The organism is Deminuibacter soli (assembly GCF_003412455.1).
Taxonomy (GTDB): domain Bacteria; phylum Bacteroidota; class Bacteroidia; order Chitinophagales; family Chitinophagaceae; genus Deminuibacter; species Deminuibacter soli.
In genome coordinates this window covers 1363179-1382458 of the sequence record NZ_QTJU01000001.1, presented here as the reverse complement: position 1 = coordinate 1382458, position 19280 = coordinate 1363179, and the positions used below count along the sequence as shown (strand labels likewise).

Sequence of the window (19280 nt, the reverse complement as noted above, 5' to 3'; positions counted from 1 at the left end):
AAAACTTATGCGCAATAACCTGTACTTTATCGCCATTATTCCACCGGAGATTATACGGGAGAATATTATCGCATTTCAAACCGATCTGCGCGATAATTATAACAGTGCCGCTGCATTGAAAGTAATACCGCATATTACATTAAAAGCCCCGTTTCAGCTGCCGGCAGAAGCCCATACATCACTGCTGCAATGGTTCCGGGAATTGTATTGCGCAACCGGTATATTCACTGTTACGCTCAACGGATTTAACATGTTCAACAACAAGGCTCACCCGGTAATATTTGTGCAGCCTGTTGCCAATGCTTCATTGTTTGCCCTGCAGAAAGAGATTGTGCATAATTTTCATGAGCATTTCCCCATGATACAGGTACCAGACCTGGAGCTGCGTTTTAAACCACATATCACCATCGGCTACAGGGATCTTACGCCGCAGCAGTTTACAGCCGCATGGAAAGTATACCAGGCAAAACCATACAACGCATCATTTGACGTAACCGGTTTTCATTTGCTGCAGCACGATACCAGGCAATGGAATGTGATTGCAACGTACCCGGTTTAATAAATTCATACAAAAAAGGTGCGCTGAACAGCGCACCTTTTATTTCACACATTGGCCTTCTTCCATTTAGCAGTCAGGTATTTCCTCACCGGCATATCATACACCCGCATTACCAGGTATGCAAAGCCAATCAATACTACAATTGAAGCGCTCACAATGAAGAATAATTGTGTTGTATTGGGTTTGTACTTGCCGTAATAATTTCCCCATGCCCATAGTACCATGTAATGCGTCATGTACAAGGGGTAAGAGATGTTGCCTGAAAACACACAAATTTTGTGAAACCGTGGCGTTAAGGTAGCACCTGCTCCCAGGGCTATTAACAAGGGGAAATAGAGCAACACAACAAACAGTTCTGTAAGCCAGTTCCATTTTGAAAAAGGCATCAACACAGCCAGCAACAGCAACACTGTCAGCCCCGCAAAACCCAGTTTGTTTTTGATAATCCAGTTAAAACGGTACACCAGCAGGCCGGCGATAAATGAATAAGACACACGCGCGCCACCATCCCAGAATGTATGGCCATTCCAACCGCCGACAATTGTACCGGCACGGCGAACAACCAGGCAAACAGCTATTGCCGACAATACTGCCAGCACTACCAGGTATGCGCGCTTCAACCGGCAAAGCACAAAGGCATATACAACATTGGCTACATACTCCCAGAACAATGACCACGCAGGCGCATTAAGTCCAAAGAGATTAAAAGCACGGTCTTTCATTACAGGATACGGGCTCATTAAAATAGAGCAGAGAAAAATCAATACTAATTGACCTGCACTGTATAAGCCCGCATTGTTAGTAAAAGGATCAAGAAAAAAGCCCAGTAAACCCAGTACAGAACCCAGGATAACCAATGGGTGCAGGCGGATAAGCCGTGCAGCAAAAAAATTGCGTAGCCCCATTTTCGCAATACGGTTGTCGTATGCATAGCCTATCACAAAACCGGATAAACAGAAGAAAAAATCTACTGCCAGAAAACCATGCCCGATGAAATTTTTGCCTGGGTCTGTATACACCCATTCCATAAAATGAAAAATTACTACGGCAATGGCGGCAATACCGCGCAAGCCATCTAGCATATCAAAATGTTGCCTGGATGGCTGTACTAACGGGGGAATGTTTCTCATGCGAGATCGTTATTTTAACTGACAATAAGCAATAAAAAAGCCGCTCTACTTTCGTAAAGCGGCTTTGTAGCCCCGACAGGAATCGAACCTGTATCTAAAGTTTAGGAAACTTCTATTCTATCCATTGAACTACAGGGCCGCCACATCAACGCTGAATGAATCAGGCGTTATTCGCCGCAAAAATAGGGTATTCTGTACTTATTTCTTACCCGGTGTACAATATTTAGTTATTTTCATCACATAAAATTGTCGTATGAAGCAACTTGTTCAATCTATCCTCATGCTCCTGTGCTGCACTGCTGTACTGAAGGTACATGCGCAAAGCGCAGATGCAGCCATTACACCACATTTCAATCATACAACCGTGTATGTGGTAGACATGCAGAAAAGCAATGAATTTTACCAGAAGGTACTGCTGTTGAAAGTGATCTCCGAGCCTTTTCATGACAACAAACATACCTGGTATAAAATGGGCGAACATGGCCAGCTGCACATTGTACAGGGTGCACAAAACATTGTGCCGCACGATATCAATATTCACCTGGCGTTCTCCGTTGCATCGCTGCCCGATTTTATGAAACACCTCGATGCACTGCATATAAAATACGGCAACTGGAAAGGCGACCAGGGACAAACACAGGCACGGCCGGATAAAATTCAGCAGGTATACCTGCAAGACCCTGACGGCTACTGGATAGAAGTGAACAACGACCAGTTCTAGTTTAAAAATATGCCTATGTGTTGGTTTGAGAATGAGTGCTTTGTGCAATAACCGCCGGAAGTGCCGGAATTGCAGAATAAAACTCAGTTTCCGGCGCTGAAAATCACGCAATCTCGCATTATCCACAGTATCTTTGCCGCTCGAAAATTGAGTTATGAAGTTTTACAATCAGTTAATAAAATACCGTTTCTGGCTGGGTATTCTGTCTATCATACTGGCCGTTGTTGTAAACATCAACAGTGGTTTCTGGCCCGCATTTGTGCTGTATTTCCTGGGGGTGATTGCCTTGTTCAGTCACTTCTTTATCGGCCCTATGCGCCTCATACAAGAGCCAATGGAGCAGGGTAATGTAGAAGCAGTGGAAAAAATCCTGGGCACTATCTGGTTTCCCAACCTGCTGTACAAACCTATCCGCTCTACGTTTTATACAGTGAAAGGCAACCTGGCCATGATGAAACAGGACTTTGATACTGCTGAGAAACACCTCAAGAAAAGCTCACAGCTGGGTGCCCCGATGCCTGAAGCAGAAGGTGCCAACAAATTGCAGCTGGGTATGATGGCCCTGCAGAAAGGTGATCTGCGTAACGGTGAATCATATATCCGTGCTGCTATCCGTGCAGGTATTCCTGATAAAGAAAGCGAAGCTGTCGCTTACCTGAGCATGTGCCAGATTTTTCTCAACAAACGTGAATTCCGTGCTGCCAAAGACTTTTTCCGCAAGGCAAAAGCCTGTAACCCCAAATCAAAAGAAGTGGTAGACCAGATCAGGCAGCTCGAAAAAAATATCATGCGTATGCCGGGTTAGTCTTAATCCTGCATGCCGCTAAAAAGCGGTCACGGCTAAGCTGTGACCGCTTTTTTATGCCCCATACTAACACGATTCACGACTGGCGACTTACGGGCTTGTTGGGCACAAAAAAACAGGTGCATTATACATACACCTGCTCTTTATATGGTTAAAGTTGCGGAGTTTATTAACCCAGGGCAACCCTTTTGAAAGCTACAACTTTCACGTCGCCTGCACTTTTCAGGTATTCAGCAACGCTTTTGCCGCCGTCTTTTACGAAAGGCTGGGCAAGTAAAGTTTGTTCTTTGAAGAAAGCATTCAGTTTACCGTCAGCGATTTTAGCGATCATTTCGGCAGGTTTACCAGCCATCTTAGGATCCTGAGAAATCTGTTCGGTAACAATAGCTCTTTCTCTTTCTACTGCATCGGCAGGAACGCTGTCTGAATCGATAGCGATAGGGTTCATGGCAGCGATCTGCATAGCCACGTCTTTACCAGCTTCGTCAGATGCTTTGTCAAGGCCAACCAGCACACCCATGCGGTTTGCACCGTGGATATAAGAAGCAACATAAGGCGCTTCCACTCTTTCAAACCTGCTGATACCGATTTTTTCACCGATGGCAGCCAGTTTGTCGTTGATCAGGTCAGAGATTTTAGCACCGTTGATGCTTACTTCGTTCAGTTCTTCAGCGCTTTTTACGTTGTTGGCGATAGCTGCGTCAGCAATGCTGGTAGCGAAGGCCACGAAATCGGCGTTTTTAGAAACGAAGTCAGTTTCACAGCTGATACAAACAACAATACCTGTTTTGTTATCAGCAGTTGTTTTAGCCAGTACCACACCTTCTTTTGCTTCACGGTCGCTGCGTTTGGCAGCTACTTTCTGGCCTTGTTTACGCAACCAGTCGATGGCTGCTTCGAAGTCACCGTTGGTTTCAGTCAGGGCTTTACGGCAATCCATCATACCGGCACCGGTAGCCTGACGTAATTTATTGATATCAGCGGCTGTTATTGCTACAGTTGACATAGAGAAGTAATTTGAGAATTTTTGAAAGATTTCCTGTCTGGTGACAGGGAAAAAGTGAAAATGGTTTACACAAAACTCTTCATTTCATTGGTAAACCATTTTCTATTTCAATGATGAAACTATTAAGTTTCTGTTTGCTTAGCGGGGACCAGCACCACCACCGGCAGGCCTGCGGCTTGCGCCACCGGGTACACGGCGTTTAGGAGCAGCACCACCACGAACTTTACCGCCACGTGCAGCTTCAGCTTCAGCTTCAGCCTGTAAACGTGCAGCTTTTTTCTCGTTTTCATTATCCACTTCTTCTACATCATCTTCTTTGGCAGCCTGGCGTTCAGCCAAGCCTTCTGCGATAGCAGCAGTGATGTAGTTGGTGATGATAGCGATAGATTTGGTAGCATCATCGTTTGAAGGAATGGCGTAGTCAACCTTGTTAGGATCGCAGTTGGTATCAACCATACCGAAAGTAGTGATGCCCAGGCGTTTTGCTTCGGCCAGTGCAATATGCTCGTGTCCAATGTCTACCAGGAACAAAGCAGCCGGCAGACGGCCCAGCTGAGCGATACCGCCCAGTACTTTTTCCATTTTTTCTTTGTCACGGCTTAAAGTAAGACGTTCTTTTTTAGTCAGGCTTTCAGCACTGCCGTCGTTCAGCATTTTTTCAATGCTCTGCATTTTCTTAACGCTTTTACGAACAGTGTTGAAGTTAGTTAACATACCACCTAACCAACGTTCAGTGGCGTAAGGCATGTTTACTTTTTTAGCGCACTCGCTCACAATTTCCTTCGCCTGTTTTTTAGTGGCCACGAACATGATCTTTTTACCGCTTTTTGCGATCTGTTTCAGCGCAGCAGCAGTTTCCTGCAGGTGGTCAACGGTTTTATTCAGGTCAATGATATGTATACCTTTCTTTTCAGCGAAAATGTAAGGCAACATTTTAGGATTCCACTTCTTACGCAGGTGACCAAAGTGAACACCCGCATCGAGTAATTGCTGTTGTAATGAAGTGTTGTTTTCCATTGTAAAATATGATTAATGATTTTATTATTGTTGTTGGCAGAAACCGTACTAGCGTTTGCTGAACTGGTAGCTGCGACGGGCTTTTTTGTGACCGAATTTTTTACGTTCAACACCACGGGGATCACGTTTCAGGTGACCGGCAGCTTTTAACGCAGGACGGTATTCAGGATTTACCTCGAGCAGTGCACGGGCAATACCCAGTTTAGCTGCTTCGGCCTGGCCTTTTAAACCACCACCGGCTGCATTGATTTTTACATCAAATTTGTCCAGTGATTCAACAGTTTTCAAAGGAGCTTCTACCTGGTTCTGCAGGTATACCAGCGGAAAATATTCTTTATAGTTTTTATTGTTGATAGTAATTTTTCCATCACCCTTGCTTAAGAAAATGCGGGTAACAGCTTCTTTACGACGACCAACAGCATTTTTTTGCTTTTCCATTTATACTGATTTGGAATGTTAATGTTAATAACCCCTGGGGGCAATGATTAGAACTTCAGCGCTTTAGGTTGCTGTGCAGTGTGCGGATGAACATCACCGGCATACACAAATAATTTTTTAACCATTTTGCGGCCAAGACGGTTTTTAGGCAGCATACCTTTTACAGCGCGCTCAATCAATGCATCGGGACGACGTTTGATCAGTTCTTTAGCTGTTTCCACTTTCTGGCCACCTGGGTAACCTGTGTAGTGCATGTACTCTTTGTCTTCGAATTTGTTACCGGTAAATACCACCTTGTCGGCGTTGATTACAATAACATAATCTCCGGTGTCTACGTGCGGCGTGTAGCTCGCTTTGTTCTTGCCACGAAGAACAGCAGCGATTCTTGCGCACATACGACCTACGGTTTGATTAGTACCGTCAACAACGTACCAATTGCGTTGTACGGTAGCCGCATTCGCGTGTTTGGTTGTGAAATGAAGTTTGCTCATTTTCTTCTGTTTTCTATTGTTTTTAAAAAAACTTTCGGCCCCTGCCGAAAGGCCCGGCGCTAACCCACCGGAAAATTTATGGAGCGCAAAGGTGCCGATACCTGGGGGATTTTCCAACGATTGAGGGCTTTATTTTACATACCGCCTTTGCAATATGCTGATTTTCAATAAAAATTTTGCACCATAATTCTGTTTATCGCCTCAAAACAGCGTAAATACGGCATTTTTTAACAGAAATTGTGCCCGGGCGGGAATTTCAGGCCGGGAAGTACCTAGGGTGTTTAGTTAAGCGCATTGCTTTTTTAACCGCAAAGAACACAAACAGAAAACCTGCAAAGGGCACAAAAGTAGCTGCAGGTCGGGCTGCAAGCCTGTTTGCGGTAAATCGCCTCCGGCAACAGCAAAGTACCCGCTTCGATCACTTACGACTGACGATTCACGATTCACGCCTGCGGTCATAAAAATTAGGGCGGGTTTTGCGGCGCATCACCCTTTCCGGATGTTGGTGTACTTCCCAGCCAAACTGTTCATACAAACCATGCGCATCACTTGTTACCAGCAGGAATGTGCGTATGCCTTCTACAGCAGCATGCGCATGCACCACTTCCATTAACCATTTGGCCAATCCTTTTCCCCGGTATGCTGTTACTATAAATACATCGGCGAGATAAGCAAACGTTGCATAATCTGTCACGATACGTGCAAAACCGATTTGGCTATTGCCATCGTACAACCCGAAACAAAGTGAATGTTCAATCGAACGTTCTACTATTTCAAACGGAATGTTTTTAGCCCAGTACGATTCATTAGAAAGATAGTTATGAATTACATCCGGCTGTAAGAGACTTTTGTCTGTACTGATCATGAAATTCTCTCTGCTGGTCTGGTAATGCTGGTTATTCATGGAATAATTTTTTGTAAACGGTTTTGCGCGGCAGTGAAACAATACCGCCGGGTTGTAATGCACCCAGTTCAAGTGCTTCTATGCGGTAGCGTATTAACCGCAATGTGGGATAACCCGCAGCGGCTGTCATACGGCGCACCTGCCTGTTCTTTCCTTCTGTTAATACAAGACTGATCCATGGTGCAGGAATATCTTTTCTGAAACGGATAGGCGGGTTGCGTTCGGGTACCTCAGGCGATGGTTGCAGCAGGGTTGCCCTGGCCGGAAGCGTGCGGTGCTCCCTGCCATCAATACTGATGATAACACCGCTGCGCAGTTGCTGCAGGGCCTGTTCGGTAATAGCGCCATCTACCTGCACCAGGTATTCACGTTCGTGTGCAAAAGAGGGATGTAACAACCGGTGATTTAAAGCCGTGTCGTTTGTTAACAACAACAAACCTTCACTGTCATAATCAAGCCTGCCTACAGGGTATACATCCTTTGGCACATCAAAAAAATCTTTGAGTGATTGCTTGCCATCCTGCGAAGAAAACTGCGACAGTACGAGGTAAGGTTTGTAGATAATGAAGTAATAATTCATACAAACTAAAAATCCCGCCGAAGCGGGATTTTACTATATGGATGGGTTAGTAAGTAATGGGAATTCGAATTCCCAACACAATATTAAAAATAGTTTTTTCTAACACAAAAAAAAATGGCAACAATTTTATTCACATTTTTTTGAATCATGTGCATTACACCTTACATTCTAGCTCCCCTTGCCAGGCAAAAACATGCACCTAGTTGCACAACGATTAAACATGTTTGTATACAATGATCGCTGAAACATGCACCATTACAGCATTACACAACACTGTTGTTTTTATGCATGGTAAAACCTGTTGTTTTTGCACTGTATATTTCACGTTGCCGGCGCCCTGTTTTTAACAAGCCGGATGTTGTATTAAATTTTCTCAAAGGAGCTGCCCGGTTACTACCTTTGACGCCTAAAACAGAGTAATTATGAAATTTCCCGCCCCGGTAACTGTTCAATGGATCGCTGGTTTGATTGATGCGGAAATTATAGGTGATGCACAGGCGCAGGCAACTGGCATTAATGAAATTCATAAAGTGGAAACCGGCGACCTGGTGTTTGTTGATCATCCCAAATACTATGATACATGCCTTCAGAGCAATGCCACGCACATTATCATCAATACGTCAAACGTAACAGTGCCGGCTGGTAAAACATTGCTTGTTACAAAAGAACCTTTTGAAGCATACCTGGCTATTGTAAATCATTTCAGACCTTTCACTGCTGCCACCAAAAGCATCAGTGATACAGCGGTTATTGGCGCCAATACAGTAGTTATGCCCAATGTATTTATCGGCCGCGATGTAACCATCGGCAACAACTGTATTATACACCCGAATGTAGCTATCCTGGATTATACGGTGATAGGTGATAATGTGATAATACAGGCCGGCTCGGTAATAGGCAGCGATGCCTTTTACTACAATACCAAAAAAAACCGTGAAGTGTGGTATAAACGTATGCAGAGCTGCGGCAATGTGGTAATAGAAGACAATGTGGAGATTGGCGCAGGCTGCACCATTGACAGGGGCGTTACCGCCTCTACACGCATAGGCAAAGGCACCAAAATGGATAACATGGTGCATATTGGTCACGATACCAATGTAGGCGCCAATTGTTTGTTTGCTGCACAGGTGGGTATTGCCGGTGCAACCGTTATTGAGGATGGTGTAACGTTATGGGGCCAGGTTGGTGTAAGCAAAACATTAACCATCGGCGCCAATGCCGTAGTGCTTGCACAAAGCGGCGTGCCTTCCTCGCTCGAAGGCGGTAAAACCTACTTCGGTTATCCTGCAGAAGACGCGCAAACCAAACGCAGGGAACTGGTGTGGATTAAACGCATCCCGGAAATGTGGGAAAAGCTGAAACAGCGCTAAATAACAAACCCGTTATTCGCCTGAATAACGGGTTTTCTTTTGTTACCTGTGCCTATTGCAGGGAGGCTAATTGTTTGGCAGCATCAATATCGCCGGGTTTTAATTCCAGCACTTTGTTGTAATACCATTTTGCCTTTTCCCGGTTACCCATGGCTGCATACACACCCGCTACCCTTCCATACAAAGCAGGTTCTGCAGGGTACAATAAAATATTTAAACGGTACACGTTCAAAGCTGCTGCGTATTGCTGCTGTGCATTGAGTACAAAACCAACCACAGATAATTCACCGGCATTGGCTGCAAGCGGTTTTACTTCAGTTGCCAGATCGCTGAGCTGCTTATCAGGCAAGGGTTTGCTGTTATACAATCCTTTCCTGCGCATATGTTCTGCCAGCCTGTATTTGCTTACATAATCCCCTTCCTTAACAATGCGCAGCAGGTCTTTTTCTAACGATACAACCGGTGTTTCCACCACACGGCCCAGTTCTTTTTTATCATATACAATAATGGTGGGCACATGGTGTATCAGTTTGCCTTTTTCTTCGTGGGCCGGACTTTGTTTATAGGTACCGGGGGCATTGTCAACAAATACCAGGTGCAGGTGGCTGGTATCAAATGCAGCTACCTGCAGCAGTTTTATCAGCCGGGGAACTTCCCGCCTGCTGTCGCCACACCAGGTTCCCAGGAATACCTCGATGGTTTTACCGGCAAGCAGCGGCTGCAGTTGCAGCGCCGTGGCAGAATCAACTGCATAGCTGTTGTAGGATTGCTGAAACCACTGCCTGTAGTGTGGTTGCAGCAGCATATCTGTTGCACAATGACCGGCCAGGATGGTATCGCCTTTGGCATTGCGTATTTCAGTATTGGCATAGGGTGTTACAGCAGTTACCGTTGCACGGTGGCAGGCTGCGGCCATAACAATAGCGGCCGCACACAGCAATATATTGTAGCGCATAAGTTTGTTTTTAATTGATGTAAAGAAATAGAAATCCTGTGCCTGTTTGTTTGTAGCACAAGCAGGTACATGCAGGTACCACACAGTTTTCAGCCTGTGTATCAGCATTGGGAAAACAATAAATAAATATGCTTACATCATTCGCGGCGGCCGGAAAATATTGTTACAGCAACCTTTCGCAATGCTTGTGTTGTGCTGCATTTTACCTGTTGCATGTACGCTTAACACTGCGTGTTGTAACAACCAGGATGGCGTGAGAAGATATTGCCAGTCAGCCGTTTTATCGGTAATGAATTGTTGTTTGTTGGTGGTGGAGGATGCGGGGATGCCGGTCTGTGCCGCATTAAACTTTTCGCATTCGCAAACTGAAACGCCATCAGTGTTTGCAGCTGCTTCATAAGCGCATTTTACACAAGCGATATACCGTGCCAGTTGCGGCAGGTACAGGCATGCAGAAAGTAATATTACAAGCAGTTGTTTCAGGGCGAGGTTTTAACTCGTTAAATATAACACTAAAACTACTTATCTGCAATACTGCTTCCTGTTAAGGCAGCGCATATTTTTGTTTCAGTTCAAGACAGATACGCTGTACAGAAACTTCAACAGGTGTGTAGGCAAAGCCGGGAAATGCTTCGAGAAATTTGCTGTTGCTGAAGTATACTTTCGCCTGTGCGGTACCGGTGGTTTCTTTGGTGAGTAATGGTTTTTTACCGGTTAATTTTCCCTTTACTGCTTCTGCCCGCCACACCAGTGCAGCCATAAGCGGTGTTACTTTTTTATGCGGCATTTTTTTACCAAAGGCTTTGGCAATAAGGTTAAACAAATGGTGGTAAGTGATATTTTCAGCACTGAGTATATAACGCTGGTTGTGCACATCGCTATCCATCAGCAGCTGCATGGCCCTTACCACATCTGCCACATCCACAAACCCGGTTACGCCTTCGGTATACCAGGGAAATTCATTGTAGGCAGATTTAAAAATACCTGCAGAGCCTTTATCCCAGTCTGCCGCACCCAGTATAATCACGGGGTTTACAATTACTGCATTCAATCCTTCTCCCATACCACGCCAAACTTCCATTTCGGCCATGTATTTCGATTTGCCGTATTCGCTGTTGTTGGCCTTTTCATTCCATTGCATGGTTTCATCAATGGTTTCCGAATTGCGCATACGGCCAATGGCAGCCACCGAGCTTACAAACAATAATTTGCGCACGTCTTTTTCCAGGCAGGCGTTTACTACATTGGCCGTGCCTTCAATATTGGTATGATGAATTAAATGGCGGTCGCCGGGGTTAAAGGAAACAATCGCTGCGCAATGATATACCTGTTCAACGCCTTCCATGGCAGCTTCGAGCGAGTAGCTGTCGAGAATATCGGCCTGCACCCATTCAACCAGGGCATCATTGCCGGCTGCCGGGGCAGTGGAATGATAAATGGCGCGCACTTTTTTACCCTGCTGCGTCAATGCTTTGATTAAATGGCTGCCAACCAAACCCGTTGCCCCTGTTACAAGTATCATTACGTACGAAAATTTTAAATCGGTGTGCTGTTGTCAATATTGATAAAAACCTTTGCCTGTTTTACGTCCCAGTTCACCTGCCGCTACCTTCTGTTGCTGCAGTGCCGACGGCTGCAGCCTTGCCGGTTGATGCAGGGCATTCCATACAATGTTACTAACGGAATAGTTTACATCCATGCCAATTAAATCCATCAGTTTAAACGGCCCCATTTTAAACCCTGTTGCTTCCAGCAGCCGGTCTGCCTGTTCTATCGTGGTATGGCCCTGTTCTACCAGCCGCATGGCTTCGAGATAATAGGGTCTGGCAACACGGTTAACAATAAATCCCGGACCATCCTTACAAACCACTGCTGTTTTGCCCAGCATTGCGGCCAAACCTGTTACGGATTGCACTACCGTATCGCTGGTTTTGGGACCGCGGATAATTTCTACCAGTTTCATCAGCGGCGCCGGGTTAAAAAAATGCATCCCCAGCACGCGTTCTTCGCCCGGCACGCCTGCGGCAATAGCTGCAATGGCAATGGACGAGGTATTGGTGGCAAAAATGGTTTGTGGTGTGTTGATTTGTGCCAGCCGGGTAAAAAGATCGGTCTTCGCTTCCTTTTTCTCCACAATGGCTTCAATCACCAGGTCGGCGATGCACTCGGTTATGCGGCTGGTAAAGCGGATGCGGCCGGTGATGGCGGCAGCCGCTGCTGCGGTTAATTTACCTTTTGCTACCAGCTTGTCAAGGTTGCCGGTAATATGCTGTTTGCCCGTATCCAGCATAGGTTCGCTGATGTCGAACAACAGGGTGGAGAAGCCTGCCTGGGCGCACAATTGTGCAATGCCGCTGCCCATAGTACCGGCCCCGCAAACGCAAACAACCGCAGCACTATCCATAACCAATAGTTTTTACAAACATACGTTGTTAATAAGATACTTACATATTATCCACCAACGTGCATAAAACGCGGGACGCAACAGAAAGGTTATTATTTTTACATTATGCTACAGTTAGATCTGTTTGGTTTAGGCAATCAGCTGCAACCTGTTAAAGTTGAACAGGAAGAGAAAGCCATGGGCGGTATTGCCGCAATGGCTGTTGAACCTGTTGTGCAGGAAACCAGGAAGTCTCCGTTCGAGCAACCGAGCCTTTTTGATGTTTTCGCTGCAGCGGAAAGTCATGCGCCAACCCCTCAACCCATTACCCAGCCACAACCCGAAACTGTTAACGAAACAATATTCCCTGCACAGGAAACACCGGCAACAACACCTGTTGCAGAAACTGCTTTGCAGCAACCCGAGGCCATACCAACGGTATTGCAGCAGGAAGAAACCCCGGCCGTTACAGATGCCGCACCTGAGCAACAGGATGCAGCAACCGAAGCCAACACTACCGGCAATTTTGTTCCCAATAACACGGTTATTTTTTCTGACAACAAGATTTCTGTAAAAATAAAATGGAAGCGCCCGGCTGTTGAAGCCGTACCGGAACAACCTGTTGCAGCAGTGGAAGCAACACCTGCACCAGCCATTGAAGTACAGGAAGAAGCTTCGCCTGCCTCAATTGCAGTAGAAACACACCTGCTGAAAGTGCCTGCGGTGATAGAAACAGCAGATGAAGCAACCCCTGAAATTATACCTGTGATTACTGAAACTGTACCTGAAATAACCGGAGCCGCACCCGCTGTTAGCGAAGCTGCCGAAGTTATTACTGCTGTGCAGGAAGAAGAACCGGTTAGCACCAACGTGCTACTTGCTGAAGCGCTGGCTGAAGCAGAACTGCAAAGCCTGGAAGCAGCCGGTGCACCGGCAATCGAAGCAACAGCAACACCTGTTGAGGCTACGCCGGCAGTAATTGCCGAAGACGGTACAGCCACTGCAGTTGAAGAAGAAACGCCCATTACGGAAACCATCGATATTGCGCCTGTTGCACAACAACCCTGGATGGAAGAAGATGGCGGCAACGCCGGCCTTGTTGAGCCAGCCAGCGCCGATTCCTGGCATTGGCAGCCTGCTGCGCCTGTTGCCAAAGTGCATCCCGTTACACCTGCCTACAACACTGCACCGCTGTCGAAATCAAAAAAACAGTCGCGCAAAAAAGCAGAGCAGCCTGAAGCGCCTGCACAAACCGATGCAAGGCCTGCAGACATTATGCCTGCACCTGCTGAAGCAGGCAAAAAACGTGGCCGTAAATCCTTCCGCGAAATTGATGCGGAAGTAGATATGGTAAACATCCCCAACGATGACGAACTATACGAAAAACAATATTACCCCATCAGCACCGTGGCCGGCTGGTTTAATGTAAATACTTCCCTGCTCCGTTACTGGGAAAATGAATTTGATATTCTCCGCCCGCGCAAGAATAAAAAAGGCGACCGCCTTTTCAGGCCAGAAGACATCAAGAACCTGCAGGTGATTTACCATTTGCTGCGTCAGCGCAAGTTTACCATTGAAGGTGCCAAAGAGTACCTGAAAGGCAACAAGAAAAAAGCAGACACACATACACAGCTGGTATACTCCCTCACCAAACTGCGCAGCTTTTTACTGGAAATGAAATCGAATTTACAGGCATGAGAATATTGATCGCTGCTGCCCTGGCCATTGCCGGCCTGGCAGCCTGTAAAGCACGCCAGCCAATGGTTTCAGGCCATGCAGTACATGCTTACGAAATAGTAGCAGACACAGAAACCGTGGTATTGAAAGGCCTTATCAGCCGTGCAGATATTGAAGCTGATACAGTGCATTTCAACTGGTTTAAACAGAATATGCAATTGGGTATGGCAGATGCCGCTGCGGCAGATGCTTTCCGCAAAAAGGGCAGCCAGTTCCAGGTGGTTATTTTCGGCGGCACCTGGTGCCACGATACACAAAACCTGCTGCCGCAATTTTACCGCCTTGCCGATGTCTCTGGTTATAATGCCAATAATATTACACTTATCGGCGTAGACCGCGCCAAAACCACGCTTGATAACCTGCACAGCGCTTTCCATATTACCAATGTGCCTACTTTTATTGTAATGAAAGACGGAACAGAAGTTGGCCGTGTAGTGGAATACGGTAAGTATGGGCAAATTGATAAAGAGCTGGGCGAGATTGTAAATACCATCAAGTAACAATAGCTGATAGCGATTAGCTGTTGGTTCACGCTTTTGCCTGGTGTACTACCACATCTGTACTTGATGCTGCAAAGCTGATCTGTTGCTGGTTCAGCATATCTATTACTGCAAGATTAATGTCTTCCCGCATGCTGTTGAACTCGCTGTTGGTTTGGGCAATAGAGGTGAAATAATCCATGGTTATCACATGCGCAGTTTTGCCTGTATCACTTAAAAACACATTGTTGTCGAGCACAGCAGGGAAGCGGTCCAGGATAGATTTGATGGCTGTTACTACCTGTTTTAATTGTGCCGGCGGCACAGATAACCCAATCTCCAGGCGTTGTTCTACCTTACGCTGACTGCGCATGGTAATGTTGTCAAGAATAGTATCTACCATTTGTTTATTGGGAACAGTAATATAGGTTTTCTGATCAGTGCGTATGCGGGTGCTGCGCAATCCGATTTTCTCCACCGTACCGGTGAAGCCGTTTACTTTTACGGTATCGCCTACTGCAAATGGTTTATCGAAGAAGATGATGAAAGAAGCGATCAGGTTTTCGAGGCTCTCTTTGGTGGCCAGTGCAATGGCTGCACCTACCAGGCTAAGGCCTGTTAACAGGTTGCTGATGTCGTAATTAAAAGAGAAATGCAGTATCAGCAATATGCCCAGCAATATCAGCAGCACTTTAAAGAAATCCCTGAAAAAACTAACCAGCTGGCTGCTGTTGTGCCCTGTGCCTGCTGTAGCTTTCTCTTCAAGTATCATGGCGAAGAACAGTACACAGCGAATACAGAGGCGGATAAACACCACTACAAATACCGCATTACCCAGCGAATCGAAGATGGTGCGCGATTCAATACGGTGAATACGGAAATCGAGTACAGACGGCAGTTTCAGCCTGTCGAGCGCAATGAGTACCAGGGCTACGAGCAGAAACCACTCCAGCGGACCAACAACGAGATCGAGGAATGACTTTTTATGAAATGTGCGGCCGGCGCGGTTAAATATCCTGAACAACAGGTTGGCGAGGTTTTGTGAAACAAACCTTTTTATCATCAGCGCTATGAGGATAGACACTGATACATACAGGTAGGTTTCTACCTTGTTATCGAGAAAAGTATATTGCAAAAAATCTTTCATAACAGCAGTTATGGTGTGTTTGTATAATGCTGCAGGTGCATATCGCTGCCATCAAAACAAGCGTAGGTAAAGTACACAATCCAGTCGCCCAGGTTAATATACCGGCTGTCGGCCGACAATTTGAAATCAACAGGGTAGTGCCTGTGACCGAAAATGAAATAATCGAAATGTTGTTTGGCCAGCACTTCGCGGCAGTAAATTACCAGCCATTCTTTATCATCACCCAGCCATTCGGCATCTGCCGCACCTGTTTTGGCGCGGCTTTTACGACTGAAATAATTGGCCAGCCCAATACCCCAGCTGGGATGCAATAACCCGAATAACCACTGGCAAACCGGGTTGCGGAATACTTTTTTGATGAACTTATAGCCATGGTCGCCGGGCCCTAATCCATCGCCATGACCAATGTAAAATGATTTCCCGTTCCAGCTGAATGTTTTGGGTTCGTGGTACACAGGAATATTGAGTTCCTTTTCAAAATAACCGCGCATCCACATATCGTGGTTGCCTACAAAAAAATGAACAGGTATGCCGCTATCGGTTATTTCGGCCAGCTTGCCGAGAATACGTACATAGCCTTTGGGCACCACCTGCCTGTATTCGTACCAGAAATCAAACAGATCACCTACGATAAAAATTTCCTGTGCATCGTGGCGGATGCTTTCGAGAAAAGCCACCACCATTTTTTCCCGTACAAGACTTTTGTCATAATTGGGCGCGCCCAAATGAAAATCGGAGAGAAAGTATATTTTTTTACCGGGCTGTAGTTCCATGTAGTCAAACGGTTTCAGTAGTTAGCTGCGCTCTACCAGGAAGCAGAATACTTCTTTGGGGCCATGCACACCAACCACGAGTGTTTTCTCGATATCTGCCGTACGGCTGGGCCCTGTGGCCAGTGTAACCAGCGAAGGCAGTTGTTCGTATTTATCCTTTACCTGCTGCAGGGCTTCCTTGATATCGTATAGCAGCTGATCGGTATAGGCAATACAAATATGCACCTGGCCATATACGCTGGTAATACGGCCGCTTGGCTGGGCGCTGCTCATCAATATGCTGCCGGTACGTGCTACCAGCCATTCGCAGCCGGTAATGGCCGCATCACAGGTATGCACATCGGGCGCATTCAGCTGATCGTAGCCGTGCTGTTGCAGCATGCTGCGCAACTCCGGCTCCTGGCAGTATACTTTTTGCCAGTTACGGCTTTTGGCCAGGGCATCGAGCTGTTGCGCCAGTTCGGTTTCGTTTACACAAAATACAAAACGGCCCTGCAGTTTGGTAAAGTTTTCAGCAAACTCTACTTCCGCTTCCTGTTTGGCCGGCTTAAACACACTATCAGTTCCTTCACTGAGTGGAAAAGGAACAGGCACCGGGTTAATCAGTGCCTGTCGTATCTTTTTCAAAATGTTCTCTTTTGCAGAACTCATTGCTATATTTCAAATGCGATTAATAAGGAGGAGCGCTTACACCGCTATCATAAGGCGGAACACCTTCACTGATGGCACCGCTTTTTTCGTTGTGCGCAGTTTCAGGGTCAATCTCCAAAGGTTTTTTATCCTCGTAAGGGCGTTTGCCAATCAGCATTTCCACATCGCTCTGGAACAGTACTTCTTTGGTAAGCAGCTCTTTCGCCAGGATTTCTACCTGTTGTTTTTTCTGTGTCAGCAGCTCTTTGGTGCGTACATAAGCAATCTCTATCAATTTGCGAACTTCTGCATCAATGATCTTTCCTGTTTCCTCACTGTAAGGTTTGGTAAACGTATTTTCTGCCTGCGGATCGTAATAGCTTACATTACCCACTTTATCGTTCATACCGTACACGGTGATCATCGAATAAGCGATTTTGGTAATCTGCTGCAGGTCGTTTGAAGCGCCTGTAGATATTTTACCGAAGAAAATTTCTTCAGAAGCACGGCCGCCAAGGGTCATGCAAATCTGGTCCATCAGCTGATCGGTATTGTATAAATACTGCTCTTTCGGCGTGTACTGTGCATAACCCAGTGCTGCGGTACCGCGGGGCACAATGGTTACTTTCAGCAAAGGATAGGCATGTTCCAGGAACCAGCCGCAAATGGCGTGACCGGCTTCGTGGTAGGCGATGATTTCCTTTTCTTCGGGCAGAATGATTTTGTTCTTTTTCTCCAGGCCGCCGATCACACGGTCAATGGCATCCTGGAAATCACTCATGTCTACCGCTTCTTTGCCTTTACGGGCAGCGATCAGGGCTGCTTCGTTACAAACGTTGGCGATATCGGCACCTGCAAAACCTGGGGTTTGCTCAGCCAGTTTATGAATATCGAGTGTTTGAGAGATTTTGATGGGTTTCAGGTGCACTTTAAAAATCGCTTCACGGCCTTTTACGTCAGGACGGTCGATGCTGATCTGGCGATCGAAACGGCCGGGACGCAGCAATGCAGAATCGAGTACATCGGGGCGGTTGGTGGCAGCCAGGATAATGATACCGCTGTCTGTTCCAAAACCATCCATTTCTACCAGCAACTGGTTCAGGGTGTTTTCCCTTTCGTCGTTGCTCATAATGGCATTGCGTCCACGTGCACGGCCAATGGCGTCAATTTCATCGATGAAGATTACACAAGGCGCTTTTTCGCGGGCCTGCTTAAACAGGTCACGCACACGGCTTGCACCCACACCCACAAACAGTTCAACGAAATCGGAACCGCTCATGCTGAAGAAAGGCACCTGTGCTTCACCTGCCATGGCTTTTGCCAGCAGGGTTTTACCTGTACCGGGAGGGCCTACCAGCAGGGCACCCTTCGGTATTTTACCGCCGAGGGCTGTATATTTCTTGGGATTTTTGAGGAAGTCTACGATTTCCATTACTTCCTGCTTGGCTTCGTCGAGACCGGCCACATCAGAGAAAGTAATGTTTACGCGGGTACCTTTTTCAAACAGCTGGGCTTTGGATTTACCGATGTTGAAAATACCACCGGGCCCGCCACCGCCGGCAGGACCACCTACCTTGCGCATCAGCAGCACCCAAAGGCCTATCATCAGTAAAATAGTAACCAGCGTATTGGCAACAGGCCCAAACCACTCACCCTCGTCGGTAACGTAGGTGGGTACTTCGGTCATGCCGTTTGATTTGTAAAAAGTATTCAGGTTATCCTGGAAGCTTTTCCAATCGGCTACGCGGAATTCAAAAAGCGGTTTGGTATTGTCCTGAACAGGCCTGCGGTTGAATTTCTCTTTGTAAAAAGGTTTCTCCAGGCTGTCTTTTTTAATGTAAACCCTTATGAGATCTTTGTTACGGATTAAATCAAGTTTCTCTACATCGCCGGCGGCCAGCATCCTTTGTTTAAATTCCTGTTCATTGGTACGCTGAACATCGCCACCCAGGCTCAGAAAGTTGTAACCGATAAGAATAACGGCAATGATGGCGTAAATCCAGTAGATACTGAATCTGGGGCCACGTCTTTGTCCTTTGTCATCCCCACCCCTGTCCATGAAATTGGGTTTTATTTTTTTATCATCTTGTGCCATACGTTCTGTGCCTCACAAATTGTATTATAAGAGTTGAATTGCCGAAAAGTTCAAAAAAAG

Annotated in this window: 20 protein-coding genes and 1 tRNA gene; 6 read left to right on the top strand and 15 right to left on the bottom strand. The window is 46.3% G+C overall.

The window, feature by feature from the left end:
* Window positions 1-7: 7 nt before the first annotated feature.
* On the top strand, window positions 8-559 hold the full coding sequence (locus tag DXN05_RS06110) for a 2'-5' RNA ligase family protein (protein WP_116846282.1): 552 nt from the start codon (window positions 8-10) through the stop codon (window positions 557-559).
* A 44-nt stretch (window positions 560-603) separates the two neighbouring features.
* Here DXN05_RS06110 and DXN05_RS06105 read toward each other — a convergent pair whose 3' ends face one another.
* Window positions 604-1689 carry an acyltransferase family protein gene (locus DXN05_RS06105; protein ID WP_116846281.1) on the bottom strand — a complete coding sequence of 362 codons (1086 nt, stop codon included), beginning with the start codon at window positions 1687-1689 and terminating at the stop codon, window positions 604-606.
* A 67-nt stretch (window positions 1690-1756) separates the two neighbouring features.
* A tRNA-Arg gene (locus DXN05_RS06100) sits at window positions 1757-1828 on the bottom strand.
* Between the two features lie 114 nt (window positions 1829-1942).
* On the opposite strand from DXN05_RS06100, the gene DXN05_RS06095 reads away from it, so the two are divergent.
* Together DXN05_RS06095 and DXN05_RS06090 are read left to right on the top strand one after the other, a co-directional pair.
* Window positions 1943-2410, top strand: a complete 468-nt coding sequence (locus DXN05_RS06095; protein ID WP_245975137.1) for a VOC family protein — start codon at window positions 1943-1945, stop codon at window positions 2408-2410.
* Window positions 2411-2564: 154 nt separating this feature from the next.
* Complete coding sequence (locus DXN05_RS06090; protein WP_116846279.1) at window positions 2565-3215, top strand: tetratricopeptide repeat protein; 651 nt, start codon at window positions 2565-2567, stop codon at window positions 3213-3215.
* A 169-nt stretch (window positions 3216-3384) separates the two neighbouring features.
* Here the strand turns inward: DXN05_RS06090 and tsf are convergent, their stop codons facing one another.
* The 6 genes from tsf to DXN05_RS06060 form a co-directional block, all read right to left on the bottom strand.
* On the bottom strand, window positions 3385-4221 hold the full coding sequence (tsf, locus tag DXN05_RS06085; RefSeq protein WP_116846278.1) for a translation elongation factor Ts: 837 nt from the start codon (window positions 4219-4221) through the stop codon (window positions 3385-3387).
* A gap of 138 nt (window positions 4222-4359) precedes the next feature.
* Window positions 4360-5238, bottom strand: a complete 879-nt coding sequence (rpsB, locus tag DXN05_RS06080; RefSeq protein WP_116846277.1) for a 30S ribosomal protein S2 — start codon at window positions 5236-5238, stop codon at window positions 4360-4362.
* Between the two features lie 48 nt (window positions 5239-5286).
* On the bottom strand, window positions 5287-5676 hold the full coding sequence (gene rpsI, locus DXN05_RS06075) for a 30S ribosomal protein S9 (RefSeq protein WP_116846276.1): 390 nt from the start codon (window positions 5674-5676) through the stop codon (window positions 5287-5289).
* Window positions 5677-5723: 47 nt separating this feature from the next.
* Window positions 5724-6167 (bottom strand): 50S ribosomal protein L13, encoded by a 444-nt coding sequence (gene rplM / locus DXN05_RS06070; RefSeq protein WP_116846419.1) that lies wholly within the window; start codon window positions 6165-6167, stop codon window positions 5724-5726.
* A 436-nt stretch (window positions 6168-6603) separates the two neighbouring features.
* Window positions 6604-7071, bottom strand: coding sequence for a GNAT family N-acetyltransferase (locus DXN05_RS06065; protein ID WP_116846275.1), 468 nt, complete (start codon window positions 7069-7071; stop codon window positions 6604-6606).
* Complete coding sequence (locus tag DXN05_RS06060; protein ID WP_116846274.1) at window positions 7064-7651, bottom strand: pseudouridine synthase; 588 nt, start codon at window positions 7649-7651, stop codon at window positions 7064-7066. The genes DXN05_RS06065 and DXN05_RS06060 overlap by 8 nt, the downstream gene beginning before the upstream one ends.
* Before the next feature lie 422 nt (window positions 7652-8073).
* On the opposite strand from DXN05_RS06060, the gene DXN05_RS06055 reads away from it, so the two are divergent.
* Window positions 8074-9021: a UDP-3-O-(3-hydroxymyristoyl)glucosamine N-acyltransferase gene (locus DXN05_RS06055; protein ID WP_116846273.1), complete on the top strand. Its 948-nt coding sequence runs from the start codon at window positions 8074-8076 to the stop codon at window positions 9019-9021.
* 52 nt (window positions 9022-9073) lie between these two features.
* Here DXN05_RS06055 and DXN05_RS06050 read toward each other — a convergent pair whose 3' ends face one another.
* The 3 genes from DXN05_RS06050 to DXN05_RS06040 form a co-directional block, all read right to left on the bottom strand.
* A complete protein-coding gene (locus tag DXN05_RS06050; protein ID WP_147313843.1) occupies window positions 9074-9976 on the bottom strand; it encodes a TlpA family protein disulfide reductase in 903 nt (300 codons plus the stop codon).
* 544 nt (window positions 9977-10520) lie between these two features.
* Window positions 10521-11498 carry an NAD-dependent epimerase/dehydratase family protein gene (locus tag DXN05_RS06045; RefSeq protein WP_116846271.1) on the bottom strand — a complete coding sequence of 326 codons (978 nt, stop codon included), beginning with the start codon at window positions 11496-11498 and terminating at the stop codon, window positions 10521-10523.
* Between the two features lie 33 nt (window positions 11499-11531).
* Window positions 11532-12380 carry a 3-hydroxyacyl-CoA dehydrogenase family protein gene (locus DXN05_RS06040; protein ID WP_116846270.1) on the bottom strand — a complete coding sequence of 283 codons (849 nt, stop codon included), beginning with the start codon at window positions 12378-12380 and terminating at the stop codon, window positions 11532-11534.
* A gap of 105 nt (window positions 12381-12485) precedes the next feature.
* Between DXN05_RS06040 and DXN05_RS25025 the strand changes: the two genes are divergently transcribed.
* Both DXN05_RS25025 and DXN05_RS06030 read left to right on the top strand, forming a co-directional pair.
* A complete protein-coding gene (locus DXN05_RS25025; RefSeq protein WP_245975136.1) occupies window positions 12486-14057 on the top strand; it encodes a MerR family transcriptional regulator in 1572 nt (523 codons plus the stop codon).
* Window positions 14054-14596 carry a thioredoxin family protein gene (locus DXN05_RS06030; protein ID WP_116846269.1) on the top strand — a complete coding sequence of 181 codons (543 nt, stop codon included), beginning with the start codon at window positions 14054-14056 and terminating at the stop codon, window positions 14594-14596. Before DXN05_RS25025 ends, DXN05_RS06030 begins: the two co-directional genes overlap by 4 nt.
* Before the next feature lie 28 nt (window positions 14597-14624).
* Here the strand turns inward: DXN05_RS06030 and DXN05_RS06025 are convergent, their stop codons facing one another.
* The 4 genes from DXN05_RS06025 to ftsH are packed head-to-tail and all read right to left on the bottom strand — an operon-like array spanning window position 14625 to window position 19220.
* Complete coding sequence (locus tag DXN05_RS06025) at window positions 14625-15722, bottom strand: mechanosensitive ion channel family protein (protein WP_116846268.1); 1098 nt, start codon at window positions 15720-15722, stop codon at window positions 14625-14627.
* An 8-nt stretch (window positions 15723-15730) separates the two neighbouring features.
* The gene (locus DXN05_RS06020; protein ID WP_116846267.1) at window positions 15731-16495 is read right to left on the bottom strand and encodes a UDP-2,3-diacylglucosamine diphosphatase; all 765 of its coding nucleotides are present in this window, start codon (window positions 16493-16495) and stop codon (window positions 15731-15733) included.
* A gap of 21 nt (window positions 16496-16516) precedes the next feature.
* Complete coding sequence (locus DXN05_RS06015) at window positions 16517-17122, bottom strand: LutC/YkgG family protein (protein WP_245975135.1); 606 nt, start codon at window positions 17120-17122, stop codon at window positions 16517-16519.
* Between the two features lie 43 nt (window positions 17123-17165).
* Entirely contained in the window at window positions 17166-19220 is a 2055-nt protein-coding gene (gene ftsH, locus DXN05_RS06010; RefSeq protein WP_116846265.1) for an ATP-dependent zinc metalloprotease FtsH, read from the bottom strand.
* Window positions 19221-19280: the final 60 nt, after the last annotated feature.